Source organism: Rhizobium sp. WSM409 (assembly GCF_057653825.1).
Genome location: NZ_CM172794.1, coordinates 3,260,243 through 3,275,758, shown reverse-complemented (window position 1 = coordinate 3,275,758; position 15,516 = coordinate 3,260,243). Strand labels below are relative to the sequence as shown.

Annotated in this window: 13 protein-coding genes; 6 read left to right on the top strand and 7 right to left on the bottom strand. The window is 56.1% G+C overall.

The window, feature by feature from the left end:
- The first annotated feature begins 31 nt into the window (after positions 1–31).
- Positions 32–2,308 (top strand): polysaccharide biosynthesis tyrosine autokinase, encoded by a 2,277-nt coding sequence (locus AC25BC_RS16360; protein ID WP_003561870.1) that lies wholly within the window; start codon positions 32–34, stop codon positions 2,306–2,308.
- On the top strand, positions 2,308–3,012 hold the full coding sequence (locus AC25BC_RS16355) for a hypothetical protein (RefSeq protein ID WP_012758618.1): 705 nt from the start codon (positions 2,308–2,310) through the stop codon (positions 3,010–3,012). The genes AC25BC_RS16360 and AC25BC_RS16355 overlap by 1 nt, the downstream gene beginning before the upstream one ends.
- A 147-nt stretch (positions 3,013–3,159) precedes the next feature.
- Here AC25BC_RS16355 and rapA2 read toward each other — a convergent pair whose 3' ends face one another.
- Complete coding sequence (gene rapA2 / locus AC25BC_RS16350; protein ID WP_012758617.1) at positions 3,160–3,858, bottom strand: calcium-binding lectin RapA2; 699 nt, start codon at positions 3,856–3,858, stop codon at positions 3,160–3,162.
- A 687-nt stretch (positions 3,859–4,545) separates the two neighbouring features.
- Between rapA2 and AC25BC_RS16345 the strand changes: the two genes are divergently transcribed.
- The 4 genes from AC25BC_RS16345 to AC25BC_RS16330 all read left to right on the top strand — a co-directional run bounded on the left by AC25BC_RS16345 (position 4,546) and on the right by AC25BC_RS16330 (position 10,564).
- Entirely contained in the window at positions 4,546–6,159 is a 1,614-nt protein-coding gene (locus AC25BC_RS16345; protein WP_012758616.1) for a right-handed parallel beta-helix repeat-containing protein, read from the top strand.
- A gap of 476 nt (positions 6,160–6,635) precedes the next feature.
- On the top strand, positions 6,636–8,402 hold the full coding sequence (locus tag AC25BC_RS16340) for a type I secretion system permease/ATPase (RefSeq protein ID WP_012758615.1): 1,767 nt from the start codon (positions 6,636–6,638) through the stop codon (positions 8,400–8,402).
- A gap of 15 nt (positions 8,403–8,417) precedes the next feature.
- Positions 8,418–9,725, top strand: a complete 1,308-nt coding sequence (locus tag AC25BC_RS16335; RefSeq protein ID WP_012758614.1) for an HlyD family type I secretion periplasmic adaptor subunit — start codon at positions 8,418–8,420, stop codon at positions 9,723–9,725.
- 143 nt (positions 9,726–9,868) lie between these two features.
- Positions 9,869–10,564: an SGNH/GDSL hydrolase family protein gene (locus AC25BC_RS16330; RefSeq protein ID WP_012758613.1), complete on the top strand. Its 696-nt coding sequence runs from the start codon at positions 9,869–9,871 to the stop codon at positions 10,562–10,564.
- A 45-nt stretch (positions 10,565–10,609) separates the two neighbouring features.
- On the opposite strand, the gene AC25BC_RS16325 is transcribed toward AC25BC_RS16330, so the two are convergent.
- From AC25BC_RS16325 to AC25BC_RS16300, 6 genes are all read right to left on the bottom strand, one after another.
- Positions 10,610–11,086: a glycosyltransferase gene (locus tag AC25BC_RS16325; protein ID WP_003561862.1), complete on the bottom strand. Its 477-nt coding sequence runs from the start codon at positions 11,084–11,086 to the stop codon at positions 10,610–10,612.
- Complete coding sequence (locus AC25BC_RS16320) at positions 11,083–11,541, bottom strand: glycosyltransferase family protein (protein ID WP_012758612.1); 459 nt, start codon at positions 11,539–11,541, stop codon at positions 11,083–11,085. Before AC25BC_RS16320 ends, AC25BC_RS16325 begins: the two co-directional genes overlap by 4 nt.
- A gap of 210 nt (positions 11,542–11,751) precedes the next feature.
- Positions 11,752–12,732 (bottom strand): glycosyltransferase family A protein, encoded by a 981-nt coding sequence (locus AC25BC_RS16315; protein ID WP_012758611.1) that lies wholly within the window; start codon positions 12,730–12,732, stop codon positions 11,752–11,754.
- Positions 12,729–13,613 (bottom strand): glycosyltransferase family 2 protein, encoded by an 885-nt coding sequence (locus AC25BC_RS16310; RefSeq protein ID WP_012758610.1) that lies wholly within the window; start codon positions 13,611–13,613, stop codon positions 12,729–12,731. Before AC25BC_RS16310 ends, AC25BC_RS16315 begins: the two co-directional genes overlap by 4 nt.
- Before the next feature lie 24 nt (positions 13,614–13,637).
- On the bottom strand, positions 13,638–14,582 hold the full coding sequence (locus AC25BC_RS16305) for a glycosyltransferase family 2 protein (protein WP_012758609.1): 945 nt from the start codon (positions 14,580–14,582) through the stop codon (positions 13,638–13,640).
- A gap of 81 nt (positions 14,583–14,663) precedes the next feature.
- Entirely contained in the window at positions 14,664–15,485 is an 822-nt protein-coding gene (locus AC25BC_RS16300) for a hypothetical protein (protein ID WP_012758608.1), read from the bottom strand.
- Between the last annotated feature and the right edge of the window lie 31 nt (positions 15,486–15,516).

Sequence of the window (15,516 nt, the reverse complement as noted above, 5' to 3'; positions counted from 1 at the left end):
TAGCGCTTGACGCCTTTGTTGGAGATCGAAATTGCTATCGCCAGATAAACTTACGCCGCGTATCGACCCCTCCCGCGATACCGGAAATGATGCTGATTTCATCGATTTCGACAAGCTCATCGCAATCGCCCGCCGACAGTGGCGGATGGTTGCGGCGTGCGGTTTCGCCTTTGCCATTCTCGGCATTGTGTATGTCTTGACTTCGGTGCCTGTCTACACCGCCGACACCAGCGTGCTGATCGACCGCAGCGATAGTCAGGTGATCAACCAGCTGGCGGCGTTCGGCCAGATGGACGATGACGAAGGTACTGTCCTCAGTCAGGTCGAGCTGTTGAAGTCCGACACCATCGCCTATGCTGTTGTCGACAAGCTGAAACTCGTCGACAATCCGGAGTTCATGGGACCGAAAAGCTCGCTTTTTTCTGTTTCAACGTTGAAATCCTTTATGAATTTTCGGTCGTGGTTTGCCGATGACGCAGCCGTCGCACCTGATCCGGAAATGAGGCGGCGAGGCGCTGCCGAGACTGTCGCAGGCAATATCGATGTCGAACGCGTCGGCCGCTCCTACGTCCTCGATGTCAGTTATACAGCGCAGTCGCCGGACCTAGCGCGTGATATCGCGGCTGGGATCGCCGACGTCTATCTGGTCGACAAGCTCAATTCGAAATACGAGGCGACGCGCCGGGCCGGCCAATGGCTGCAGGAGCGCATCGAAGAACTCCGGCAGCAGGCGCTGGACACCGACCTTGCGGTTCAGAAATTCCGCGGCGAGCATGGGCTTGTCGAGGCCGGATCCGGTACGCTGATCAGCGAGCAGCAGCTTTCCGAGATCAATACGCAATTGATCAATGCGCAGGCCGAGACGGCAAAGGCCGAGGCACGGTATGCGCGCGTCAAGTCGATCATCGACGCCAAGCAGACCGATGCGATCGTCACGGATGTGCTCGACAGCTCCATTTCCAACGACCTGCGCAAGAAATATCTGGAGGCTTCCAAGCTTGAGACCGAAATTGAGGCGCGGCTCGGTCCCGATCACGTCCAGGCGGTTCGGCTTCGTGCGGAAATGGAAGAATATAAAAGGCTCATGTTCGATGAGTTGAACCGCATCGCCGAGAGCTACCAAAGCGAGCTGCAGGTCGCAAAATCGCGGGAAAACTCTTTGCGCGACAGTGTTACACAGGCGACGGGCGTAGCCGCAACGGCTGGCGAAACGCAGGTACAGCTTCGCGAGCTCGAGCGCACGCGCGATACCTACAAGAATCTCTATCAGAGCTTCTTGACGCGCTACCAGGAAGCAATTCAGCAGCAGAGCTTTCCGATTACCGCTGCGCGCATCATCACGACGGCGGAGACGCCGACGAAGCCGAGCGCTCCGAAGAGAGCTCTCGTTGTTGCTTTCGCGATGTTCGTAGGATGTGCATTTGGCAGTGGTATAGCGGCCTTCCGCGAATTCCGAGATCGGTTCTTCCGCACCGGCGATGATGTCCGGGACGTGCTTGATGTCGAGTCTCTCGGGGTCATGCCGCTGATTGAAAATAACGTCGACGATCCGACGCTCGTTGATCCCAGCAATCCGCGAAGCATCGCCAGGGGCGGAAAGACGACGACCTATGTCGAGGAGCATCCACTCTCGGCATTTGCCGAGACGCTTCGAAGCGCCAAGATTGCGATCGACCTCAGTGCTGCCGATCAGCGCTGCAAGGTCATCGGCGTCGTGTCGAGCTTGCCTGGCGAGGGGAAGTCGACGACATCCATCAATTTCGCCAAGCTTCTGGCAATGCAGGGTGCGCGTTGCCTGCTTATCGATGGCGATATGCGCAATCCCGGTGCCACCCGGGCGATCGGCCGCCATGCCGAGGCCGGCTTGCTCGAGGCGATCGTCGACAGCCGTCCGCTCAAGGACCTGATCCTTCTCGATCCCAAGACAAAGCTGGCATTTTTGCCGACGGTGGCAAGGTATCGTGTTCCGCATTCGTCGGAACTGCTTGCCTCACGCGGCATGGATCAGCTTCTTGAAACGGCGCGTCAAAGCTTCGACTATATTATCGTCGACCTACCGCCCTTGGCGCCGGTCGTGGATGCGCGCGCTATCAATTCGAAACTCGATGCGGTGGTTTTCGTTATCGAGTGGGGAAAGACATCGCGCAAGGTCGTGCAGTCGACCCTGCTGTCCGAGCCGGAACTCTATGCGAAGTGCGTCGGTACTATCTTGACCAAGGTCGACCCGTCGCAGATGAAACTCTACCGGACATTCGGTTCGAGCGAATACTATTATAAGCGTTATTCGCGATACTATACCGAAAGCTGATGTTCCGCAGTCAGTCCGTTTCGATTACCAGGATCGCCTTCGTTATCGTCAGCGTCGTCTTGGTGGTGCTGGCCGGTCGAGAGCTCTACGCTTCGATAAGAACGGCCAGCATCTCGATCGTCGCCGAAAGGATCGAGCGTGGCGAGACCGTTGCGGATGATGTCGTGACCAAATATGCGTCGCGCAGTGTCGACGTCGTTGACGGACACTATTGCCGATCCGACATCGTGGCTGCTGGCGTAACCCTCGTTCTGGCGCAACTCGATCGGCAGAATGTCAATGTCAATTACGACGGCTGGGCCGCTGCGGCCTCGAGTGCGCGCCAATATCTGCGGCATGCGCTTTCGTGTATGCCGACGAACAGCAATTTTTGGCTTCGTCTTGCGGCTGTGCAGTCGACAATTGCGGAAGAGCCGGCCTCGATCGCGGGAATGATGAAGCGTTCGGTTGCGCTTGCGCCGTATGACCAGGTGATGATCCTGACGCGATTTTATTTCTGGAACGATTTCACCAATGCAACACTCGCCGCGGCAGCGCGCGCGCTCGATAGCGATCTCATGACCATGCTGAAACGGGGCGATCGTTGCAGGGTCAATGCCACGATAAGAGAGATCAGCCCACAGCTTCGCCCGATCTTCGATCGAAGCTGGACGAGCGTTGGAGAGGCCGCGACGGCGCGGTTCCGACAGCGCTGCAGCAAGTAAATCATCGAGACAGGTTTTTAAAGACTGTTCCGAGTTCGTTGCCAACAGGCTGAGCACCCATGGCTCTTTCTCTTGACGCGACTCAACTTGCACAAAACAACGCCCGCCGTCTTCGCTGCGGGCGTGTTTTTGATTGGCTATTGACGATCAGACTTCTGCGTCCGCGCCATTGATGTTGAGCGTCAGAACACCGGCGTCGGTGTGGCCTTCGCCGTCGGAGATTTTGTAGAACTGGATGGTTTCCGTGACGTGATCGCCCGGAGCAACATCTACTGCCAGATCATAGGTGAATGATCCATCCGCTTTTACATGGAACGTGCCATAGGTGCCGGCGACGTCGGTCGTTGCGCTCGGGTCGCCGTTTACGGTCGTGGTGCCGAACTGACGGAGGAAGAGATGACCATTGTCGCCGGCAATGTCGTTGTCCAGAGCGTTGCCGCCGATGGCGTCGCCTTCGGTGAAGCTGTAGTGGTCGTCGACCGCGATCGGCTTTACCTGGGTTACGCCCTGAATGTTCAGGGTGAACAGGCCGACATCGGTATGACCGCTGCCGTCGGAGATCTTGTACGCGACTTTCTCCTGGAGCAACTCACCATTGGTGAAGTTGACCTTGGCAGCATCGCTTAGCACATAGGTGTAGCTGCCATCGGGCTTAACGAAGAAGGTGCCGTAGTCGCCCTGGATCTCGGTGACCTGGCTGTTGCCGCTCTTGGCGCCTACGCTCGCGCCGTCGAAGGCGCGCAGGAACAAGTGTCCGTTATCGGATGAATCGTTGGAAAGCAGATTTCCTGAAATGGCGTCGGTTTCCAGGAATGTTGCACTATCGTCGGTTGCGTGAACAGCCATCAGTTCTCTCCTTGAATTATTCTTTGCTAAGTCAATTCTGACCTTTAGCGAGCTGGTCGATTAAGGATATCTTAATACAGAGAGTCAAGGGTGCAGTTAACAGCAAGTGAACATATTCGGGTGTATAGTACAATAATGACACACCTGTAACACGCATAAGGCGATGAAACGCATGGTAATTATTGCGTTAATAATAAGTGAAAGTGCAAATGGCAGATGCGGACCTCTGTTTCTTCAGAGGAGAAGAATGTTTATTCAGGGGCAATTTATAAGAATACGTTGCGGTTCTGATGCGCAGATGAGATGTTGATATAATCACTATGGGTTACAGCGTGAAAACTCAATCTTGCTTCGGCTCCCGCACCGGCGCCTGCTTTTCGACGAAGTAACTGGTGCCATGATTTTGTAACATTTGTTTATCAAGTAATGCTTCTCTCGAGGCGCAATTGGCGTAAACTAATACGCGATGCGTGGAGAGTAATTTTATTTACACTAGAGATATTTGGTAACATCGCACCTAACTGTGCGACGCAATTTTGTTGCAATGCAAAATATTCAAGAAATGAAGATGTTTTGTGGTCAGCTTAAGAATTATCGCGAGATAGAACGCATTTTAGTGTTCCATTTTAGCAGGCAGAGAGAGGTCCGCGGTTAAAAGATTTTCCAGTATCTTTGGGAGATCACGGCGTGACCGTCTACTATGTAAATTCGGCAACAGGATCCAATCAGAACAGTGGAGTGAGCGAGCAGTCGGCTTTCGCGACGCTTTCCGCTGTCGAATCCCTGAGGCTAAAGCCGGGAGACAGCGTGCTGCTTGCCGCCGGAAGCGTGTTTAACGAGCAATTCGACCTGAAATACTCCGGCACTGTCAGTTCTCCGATTACAATTGGCAGTTACGGCGTTGGCGATGCGCCGGTTATTCACAGCAGCAATGACGGTATCCACGGCTCGAAGGCTTCAAACATCATCGTGGAGAACATCAAGATTGCTGATACCGGGGGTGCGGCGATATATGCGGGAAATGTCTCCAACTGGACCGTCCGCAACGTCGAGGTCGAAAATACCGGACTTGCCGGCAAGCCCGGTTCCGTCAATTTCCAGAGCAGCCAGAACATTACCATCGAGAACAGCAAGATTTCCGGGGTAAATGGAGACGGCATCTGGATGGATAAAGTGATTGGCGTTACCATCGTTAATAATCTGGTCATCAACAGCCAGGGCGCTGCGGCAGACGCCGTTCAGTTGAACGACAGCAGCAATATCCTGATCAAGGGTAACCACCTAGAGCAGACGGAGACCAATAGCGCAAAGGGCGTCCTGGTGCTTGTTCGGGCTGTGGATGCAGCGGTCGAGGACAACACCGTGATCGGCGGCGGTTTCGGGATAGGTGCCAACGCGGGCACGAATATCGCCATCCACGACAACGACATCTCGGGATACGGCGGCTATAGTTGGTCCTACGGTATCGGCCTTGGCGATCAGGGCAATGCGACAAATTACGATATCAGTGGAAACTATATCCATGACGGCGTCTGGGGCGTGTCGATCAGCGCTGCAGGTTACCCAAGTTATACACGCACCGATATCGATATTTATGGTAATGTCTTTGACGACCTGTCGTCCTCGGCGCTGAAGGTCGACAGGCCTGCATCCGGCTCTTTCTATGATAATATCATCGACAGCGCGGTGTCGACGTTGACGATGCCGGTCGCAATTGTCCTCCAGAGCACCTTCTCGATCAACGACAATAAGACGCTGGAGCAAGCGCAGGCCGAAGTCGACGCTGCGACTGGCAACACCCAGTCCAACAATGAGCAGACGCCTACCACGCCGGTTGTGGAGCCGTATGTCGAACCGTCAACACCGACGCAGACAAGCACTCCGGCGCCCGCGGCCGAAGCGCAGGTTCCGACCGCACCCACCGTCGCCGTTCCCAGGATTGTCGCAGCCCATGACAGCCTGAAAATCTCCACGGACACGGGCAGCGCCTATCATGGCAACCTTCTCGAAAACGATAGCGCAATCAATGGAACCGTGCTGCTTCGTCGCTTCGGTGACAGTGCAGTGGATAAGCATGGCCTGACGCTGACCGGGAAATACGGCGTCATCCACGTGGAGAGCGATGGTGATTACACCTATACCGTCGATGCGGTGAAAATCGCCGGTCTCAGCGGAAAGGTCAGTGAATCCTTCCAATACAAGATTTCTGACGGCGCTTCTCACATCGATACCGACTCGCTCGGCGTGTATATCAATGTGGACGCGTTCCATAGCAGCCAAGCGTCGCACCTGCTGGTTTGAATCACGCCAAATTTAGAGAGCGCCGGCCCCGCTGTTCAACACTTGAAAGCTTGATGATGAAGGGGTGTCGGCGGTCGAAGGCCGGGGAGATGCGGATAAAAAAATATTTCCGCCGTTCATAGGAAAAATGAACTATAGATTGAATTTATAGTTAATGCCTCAGTAAACGTCGCCCATATGCGCGCCACGCGTTCATTCCTCTGCGCCGTTGTTGGGCAATTTGCGATTTTCACTTGCTTAGGTTGGTATATTTAGCGTAGCGTCAAGTCAGAATCCCTGAAACCGCTCGTTATAAATTGGAATTTTTGGTCACTTTTTGGTTGGATTCATGTAATAGGTCGTGGGCTTGCAAGCGGGTCCGGCGCCGTGTCGGGGTCCAAGGCAGTCGTGTCATTGATCGGGCGTGATGGACCCGGAGCTAGAGTGTGCGCGGGCATATTTGCTTTCGTGCGATGCGGTAAGAGAGGGATTACTTCGTGTTTCAGAGTTCAGCAGCTGATGTCAGCGAGCCATCCAAAGCATTGAGGAAATGCAAGGGGGGACTTGTCTTCATTGGAATAGCAAGCGCGCTTATCAATATCCTCTATCTTACAAGTTCATTTTTTATGCTTGAGGTGTATGACCGGGTCATCCCCAGCAAAAGCATACCCTCGCTGGCGGTCCTGGCAATACTTGCATTAATGCTTTACGTCTTCCAAGGAGCGTTCGAGGTTCTGCGAAGCAGGATGCTCGTGCGTGTTGCCGGCGCGCTTGACGAGATGGTAAACGGACGTGTGTTCCGGGCGCTGATCAAGGCTCCGTTGAAGGTCAAGATCGGCGGCGACGGGCTTCAGCCGCTGCGCGACTTCGACCAGATCAGAACCTTCCTGTCCGGCATGGGCCCGACGGCGATGTTCGATCTGCCCTGGTTGCCGTTTTATATCGTGATCTGCTTCCTCTTTCATCCGGCGATCGGATATATCGCGATCGGTGGATCGCTGGTTCTCGCCATTCTGACCTTCCTGACCAATCAGGGAACGCGTACGCTCTCAAAAAAGCAGTCTGACTCCGCCAATATGCGAAATGCCTTTGCGCAGACCTCGATCCGCAATTCCGAGGTCATTCACGCCATGGGCATGGCGGGTACGATGGCCGAGATCTGGGACCGCAAGAACAGTGAATACCGGACGATCACCCGGCAGGCATCGGATGTCGGCAATGGGTATGCCACCTTGTCGAAGATTTTCCGTATTGCTTTGCAATCGGGAACGCTCGCGACCGGCGCAATTCTGGTCATCCAAGGACAGGCTTCTTCGGGAATTATCATCGCCGGCTCGATATTGACCTCTCGCGCCCTGGCGCCTGTCGAAGCGGCGATCGGAAATTGGCGTGGTTTCGTTTCTGCCCAGCAGAGTTGGGCGCGGCTTTCGAGCCTGCTGAAAACCATTCCTGAGATTCCAGCCCCCCTTGCGCTCGCGGCTCCCACCAAGCAAGTCACCGTCGAGGGCTTGGCAAGCGGACCGCCAGCGGGCCAGCGCCTGGTCATCTCCGATGTCAGCTTCGGCTTACGGGCAGGGAGCGCGCTTGGGGTCATTGGTTACAGTGCCTCGGGTAAGTCGTCGCTGGCGCGGGCGATGATGGGCATCTGGCCGACAGTCAGAGGATCCATTCGCCTCGATGGCGCGGCACTCGACCAGTGGGACGGTGACGCACTTGGCCGGCATATTGGTTATCTCCCGCAGGATGTGGAGCTTTTCTCGGGGACCGTCGCGCAGAATATCTGCCGTTTCGCGAAGGAAATGTCGCCAGAGACGGTGGTTGCCGCAGCGAGGGCGGCGCGTGTTCACGATCTCATTCTTCGTCTGCCGAACGGTTATGAAACCGAAATCGGCGAAGGTGGTGCCGCGCTTTCAGCCGGCCAGAGGCAGCGTATCGCGCTTGCAAGAGCGCTTTACGGCGAACCATTCCTCGTCGTGCTCGACGAACCGAACTCCAATCTCGACGAGGAAGGCGAGCGGGCGCTGAGTGCCGCGATCATGAGCGTGCGTGCACGCGGCGGCATTGTCGTTGTCATCGCACATCGGTCCGGCGTTCTGGCGGTCTGCGACTTCGTGCTGATGATGCAGGATGGCCGCATGATCGCGTTCGGTCCCAAAGAGGAAGTTCTCGCAAGGGTCAGCCGGCCGGAAGCGGCGCGCACGCCGATTGCCGAGCGCGTGGCTCAGCTTAAAGTCGTGGTCGACGGCATGAATGCGGCCGAATAGGCCAGAGGGAAGATTGTGAATAAAGTTATCAGTGAATCGAAACGCTCCCTCAATCGGCATGTTGCCGTTGTCGGTGTGTTGTCGATAGCCCTCGTTTGCGGCATTGGCGGTTGGGCGGCGACGACAGAGCTTTCGAGCGCAGTCATCGGCGAGGGCGTGATCGTCGTCGACGGTGATGTCAAGAAGGTCCAGCACCTGACAGGCGGTATCGTGTCGGAATTGCTAGTCTCCGAAAACGACCATGTGACGGCAGGGCAGGTGCTGATACGGCTCGATGGGACGACGACAAGAGCGAACCTCTCGATTGTCGAAAGCACGCTCGCTCAGCTTTATGCACGCCGCGCCCGTCTGAAGGCGGAACGAATCGGCGCCGATTCGTTCGAGGTCGAGGAAAACATCAGCGATCTGACTTCCAGCACCTCCGCGGCGAAGCTTCTCGATGGCGAGCAGAAGTTGTTCGACAGTCGCAGGACGGCGCTTATCGGAATGAAGAGCCAGTTGGCATCGCGCAAGGACCAACTGGGCGAGCAGGTAAAGGGGTTGGTCGTTCAGATCAATGCCACCAACGATGCCTTGGGCTTGATCGAACAGGAGCTCGAGGGCATTGATACGCTCTACAAGAAGGGGCTCGTCACGCTTCAGCGTTTGAATACGCTCAAGCGCGCCCGCGCCGATCTCCAGGGCAATAGCGGCCAGGAAATCGCAGCTAAGGCGGAGGCCGAGGGTAAGGCAATCGAGATCGATCGCCAGTCGATCCAGCTGGATGAGGATCGTCGTTCGGAGATCGCAAAGGACCTGACCGACGTCGAGGCGCAGATCGCCGAATATGAAGAGCGCCGCGGAACGGCGCTCGATCAGCTGCACCGTCTCGACATTACCGCACCGTTGACGGGGCGAGTTCACGAACTTTCGGTTCACACCGTCAATGGTGTCATTGATCCCGGTCAGACGTTGATGCTCGTCGTTCCCGAAAATAACGAACTTATGGTCGAGGCGAAAGTCGCCACCCGCGATATTGACCAGGTTCACGTCGGCCAGTCCGTCGATGTGCGTTTCAGCGCTTTCGATCAACGCACGACGCCTGATGTGAGCGGTGAGATTACCTCGATCGCGCCCGATATCGTCAAGGATGAGCGCACAGGCATCAGTTACTATCCGCTGCGCGTCAAGCCGAAGGCTGAAAGCATTGCCAGGATGAAGACGATAAAGCTCTATCCGGGCATGCCGGCCGAGGTCTTTATCAAGATCGGCGACCGGACCGTAATATCCTATCTGACGAAGCCGCTGACCGATCAGATGCAGCACGTATTTCGCCAGGAGTGATTGGCGGCTGTTTCACGTCGTTAATATCCTCGGCGTCCCAAAGCAGCCATCCGCCAAGGTGAGGTTGGATAGTTTCGCCTTGCTCGAAAGGGCATGATCGGCCGTTTCACGAAATTGTCACAAGCCTGCTGCAAGGTCTCCCCATGATGTGTTTGCTGCCTTGGCGAGCCGGGCCGACTGCGAGGCGACCGGTTTATGGATTGGTTCTGTTTCTGGCGTGTCTGGTGATGTTTTCAGCGGTCAAAAGCGGCCATGCCGATAGTCCACAACCGCTGAAAATAGTGGCTTTCGGAACATCCTTGACGGCCCGCGGGGGATGGCAGTCCGCTCTTGAGACAGGGCTTTCAGCCTGCCTGCAAAGGCCCGTGAAAGTCGAGAGCGTTGCAAAGAGCGGCGAGACGTCACTATGGGGCCTTGCCCAAGTTGATCGCGTCATTGCCACGCAGCCGGATATCATCCTGATTGAACTCTATGCCAACGATGCGACATTGCATCGGTTCGTGTCGCTTGCGCAAAGCCGAAAGAATATCGGCGATATCCTCGACCAGCTCCGGCAGCGCCTGCCGCAAGCGCGGATCATTGTCATGGCCATGAATCCATTTTCAGGATTGCGTGGGCTGATCCGTCCCTTTGTCGACAGTTATGTCTCAGCCCATCAGGCAGAGGCGGAAAAACGTGGTCTGGAGTTTGTCGACCACCGGCCCAACTGGGAGCGTCTGACGCCGGATGATCTGGCCACGGCGATTCCTGATGGCGGGCATCCTCAGCCCGACATGGCCTCCAAAATCATCGCGCCTGAACTCATCAAACGTATCGCCGGCAAAAATTGCGGAGAATGAAAATATTCGCTCGTCAGCGTCAAAGTCTATGACGGCTCTTGGGGGTCAGACTGTCGTAATATAGTTTTTCAGGTAGGTGACCAGCGAAGCCCGACCGGCTTCCGACGAATCTTCGTGAGATGGGCTATCCAGCTCTTCGAGCAGATAGTTCCGGAGATCGTCATCGGTGTTTGCGACATAGATGCCCGGCCGGCCCACGAGCTGGCTCACCGTGGCGAGCTGATGATCGTTTCGGTGTTCGCCGAGAGCCGCCTGGCGAGGAACGAGAATGATCGGCTTCCCAAAACGCTTGGCCGTAAGCACAGTGCCAATTCCCGCATGAGAGACGATGACACTTGCATCGCGAAAGACGTTATCAAAGTCTTTGGGCTCGATATTCTTGATCCATTTCATATTCTGTGGCGTGTAGGTGCCCTTGCCGATCTGCGCCAGAACCGGTTTCGACAGTTCGTTTGCGAACGTGTCGACAGCCTTGACGAGGCGATCAAACGGCAGCTGCGTTCCAACGGTGACAAGGATCAAAGGACAGCTCCTGCGTAATGGGGGCCATCCGGCCTCGACAGATGTTGCCATTGCGTGAGCCAGAGCGTCGCAATATGGCCGGCCAATTTACCCGATAGGGACAGCTTCTCGACATTGGCGACGCTATCGATCCAGATCGTCCGCTTGCCCGTCAATTTGCCGGCCAGCAGGCAAAAAAGGCCGGGTGCGGCACCGGTCGAGATGATGACGTCGGGCCTCTGCTTGATGACGATGGAGAAGGCGGTGAAAAAGCACCGGATCGACATGGCAATCGAGTCGCGGCTGCAATCGGGAAGGACTAGTCCGCCCCGAATGTCGTATTTTGCAAGCAGTCCGGGGATGGTCGTTGCGAAGACGATATCGCAGCCCTCGAATGCGCCGCGCATGGCCATCAGCTGTTCCCAGTGACCGCCTCCCGACGAGGCAGCGAGAACCTTCAATTTTTTCTCAGTCATAGACAGGCATCTCCTATATTTGACCGATGGATAAGGGCGAAAGCCGTTCTGTTCGAACAGCGATTGTGTCACGATAGTTCAATAGAAGTGTACCATTTTTGGCCCGGTTGATTGAAGCCTTGAAGTTCATGGACAGCCAATCACTTGTGATGTTTCAGCTGGAAGATAATAAGGGTCAGAACTCTTCCAAGGGCGCGGGCGCTAACAATATCAGAGAGCGGCATCGGGCTTGTATTCCTGGTATGCATGTCCGAGAATCCCATTAACCATGCCCGCGCCGCGTAAAACGTGGGTGAGGGCTCGCATGCCCCAATAGGGTGAAATCAAGATCGAGGGTAGCATGAAGAGCCCAAGCATAACTCTCGAGGCGCCATAGGCGCCGCGATAGATCCGGCGCTTGAGGTTGCCATGCAGGACCTCGCTGACTGCGAAGGTATTGCCGAGGCGGTATTGTCTTTGCAATACCCATTTCCAGGTCATCCGGCTAGCCGGAACGATATCATGGACAAGCGCCTTGTCAGCCCAGAAGACCTGCATGCCCCGGCGGATGGCTTGGTTGAAGAAAAGGTAATCCGTGCCCCCGGTGAAGCGCATCTTCTCTTCAAAACGCAGATTCCATGAGCGGATCAGAGGATAGTCGAACATGACGTTGTTCGATGCCGCATAAGAAATGCGTTGACCGTCCTTGTTCTTCTTGCGCTCGAACACCCTTGCCTTGATGAAATATTCCGGCGGGTTTTCGGGATAGACCGGTTGGACGGGGCCATAGACGCAATCGGCGCGGTTTTTCTCCCGTGTCTCCAGCATCGCATCCAGCCAGCCGTCAACCGGCCATTCGTCATCGTCGAGAAAGCAGAAGAGGTCGGTGCCGGGAGGTGCCGAATCCAGTGCGCGATTGCGTGCAAAGGGTATGCCCTGGTTTTGTTCGATGACGTAGATCAGGTCGTAGGCACCTGTTTGGCCAAAACTCTCTACCGTGGCCCTTGCACTGCCGGCCGCATCATTATCCACGATCACCATGGTAAGATGATAGGGGCGACCCGGATGCCTGACCTGGCGCGTCATGACGTCAAGCAGCTTGGCAATCCCGTCGAGGCGGCGATAGGTCAGCACGCCGACGGCGATCTTCAGCGGTGCGGCGCCTGCTTCTGTGCTGACGGATGAATGCGGAAAAGTCTCTTGCTGATTCATGACTGTCCTCTCCGCAGCATATTTCCCAAACGCTTACGCGCCGCCATCAAGGCCACTTCGGTCGCGGCAGCATCGCCGAACGGACCGCCAGCCACCGTATTGCGAGCTTCGCCCCGGAGCTTCAGCAGCGACGTCGTTTCGGCAATTCCGCCGGCCACCAGGCTCTTACCTAGTGCCTGCAGCCCATCATAGCGGCGTGCCAGTTCCAGCCCTGTCGCGATCATGATCCGCGGGCGCAGCATTTTTGCTCGGCTTGTGCCGGTGTAGCGGTTCGACTCATGAATGCGCTGAAACGTCAGCGGTGTTTCGACGATGGCGCCGCGGCCGAGAAAGGCAGCAGCAAACTTGATATAATTGTCGCTGAGGACGACGTCTGTCGCGACGGACATCGGCAGTATCTGGGACAGCAGATTGCGGCGGAAGCTCAGGCCCGATGTCGGAACCGGAAGCGAGGGAAAGCCACCCCTGCGAAGCGTGTCCCGCTTGTCGAACAGCGTCACTTGCAGCTCTGCGGGAGGCTGGTCGCTTTCCTCGGTCGTCACCCGGTCGAAGCACCAGTCGATTTCGTTGCGATCGTAGATCTCGGCGATACGAGCGAGTTTGCCCGGCAAAAATGCATCATCGGCATCGAGGAGAAAGAGGATATCGCCGCTTGCGGCCGCAAAACCCGCATTGAAGCTCGAGGCCTGGCCACCATTTTCCTTCAACACCGTCAGGATCTGTTCCCCGTAGGAGGCAAGGATCTCACGGGAATCGTCCGTCGATCCGTCGTCGACCACCACCACTTCGAAGTCGGGATAGGCCTGCGACAAAACGCTGTCGATGCATGGACGCAAAAAGCGACCATAATTGAAATTGTTGACGAGCACCGAGAGTTTCAAATTACTGCCTCCTGGGCCAATCGATCACCGCGCGAGCGTCTGGGGCGCATATCGGCGAATTCCAGCACGATATCCACGCATGTAGTAATATTTCCAGATAGCCCAGAAACGCTTCTTCGATTGCGGCAAGAGATAGAGCATGGCTGCCCGAAATGCCCACTGCGCGCTTTCGATCCAGATCGGTAGCGGAACTCCGCTCAGCCTCACCCCTGCAGGCACCTCGTCGGGAAAAAGCGCCGGCATGCCATAGCCAAGCCGTTCACCTCGCTTCTGTACCCAATCCTCGGTGACACTTGATGCCGGTATCCAGTGATGAACCACGGCCTCTGCGCATCGATAGGATTTGGCGCCATTTGCGGCCAGACGAATGATGATTTCCGCATCTTCGCCCATGGCAAATATCTTTCCTGGAAGAGGGCCGATATCTTCCCGGTAGCGGACGCTCGTTCCGAGCAACTCTCGCCGAATGATCGTGTTGGGACCCCAGACTTTCGTCGGGTCACACGGTCCGCTTTGCGTTTCATCGACGATCGCAAACGTGGATCCCATGGGAATCCAATCGATAAAGCGGCCCTTCGGCTCCTTTTCCCAATCGGGGACGATTCTGCCTCCGAACACGCCATAACCCGGATGGGCGATGGCGCAGTCGACGATCGCCTGCAGCCAGTTGGGTTCCGCGCGGATGTCGTCGTCCGTAAAGACAACGAGATCGCCCTTGACCCGATCCAAAGCAAAATTCAGCGCGCCGGATTTTCCGGGCTTGCGCTGCTGCAGGATGGTGATGGGAAGCTTCTCGCTGTACGATTTCAAAAGATCAAACGTATCGTCATTGCTATTGTTGTCGACAGCAATCAATTCCCATCGATCGTGGGGAAGCTCCTGGCGCACCAAGGAATCCAAAGTGTGGCGCAGCCGGCGGCTGGCGCCATTGTAAGATGCAAAGAGCACGCTGACGAATAGATCCGACATCAGTTACCAACCCTCTTGGTGAAGTCGAAAGAGAAAAGCTTCATATTTTGACTGCCTGTGCGATGTTCGAACGATCGGCTCTTACGCGGGGTTCGACCGTGTCTTGCCGAAAAACTCGCGCCTGTGACCCTCGCCGACTACCCTCAGCTTACGAAGATTGCGCAACCACCGCCGCGGTTTGGTGAGTACGCCGCGGTTGAGGAAATACTGCCGCAGCAGGCTCGGTGCCTGACTATGCGATCCGCCATGGGCGACCCGATAGACCGCCCCGCGAAAGGGAAGCTGCGTGAGCGGTGCTCCCCGTTGCGCAAGAATATCCGCTATGCGGACGTGGCTGCCCAGCATCGACTTGATCCAGTCGAGCGAAGCATCTTCAAACCGGGTCGGCAGTTGGTAGAGATCGGCGCGAATAATCAACGAGGTACCGCAAAGATGACTGAAGTCGTCGTGGCCAAACAGGAAACTACCGCCATCGTCCCAGATATAACCATGGTCGATCGTCCATCCGTTGGCGTTTCGATTCTCGGACACGTGTTGAACGATCCGAGAGCTGACAAAATCGTCGTCATCGACAATCATGAAGAAGCGACTGTCGGTGGCGGTCAACATGCCACTTAGAACGCGACGGCCTTTGTCTGCCCGGAAGGCATCAAGGAAGTCTTCCTTGCTGCCCTTTCCAAGCTCATGCAGGTCGTTCGGCGGAAAGGTGACACGCACGGCAGAGAATTTTTCCGGCAGGTCTGGCAGATCGGCGCCTTCGTTGGCCACGATGATGCCACGCCAGTCCCCATTGGTCTGGTTGGAAATTGAGGCCACGGTCTGGGTCAGATTTGCCTTCAGCCTGCTCCAGTCGCGGGCATTGTCCTGATGTCTAACCGGGATAATGAAGGTGACAAGGGTCATCGGATTACCTCCTGATCCTGCAAGCGCGCAG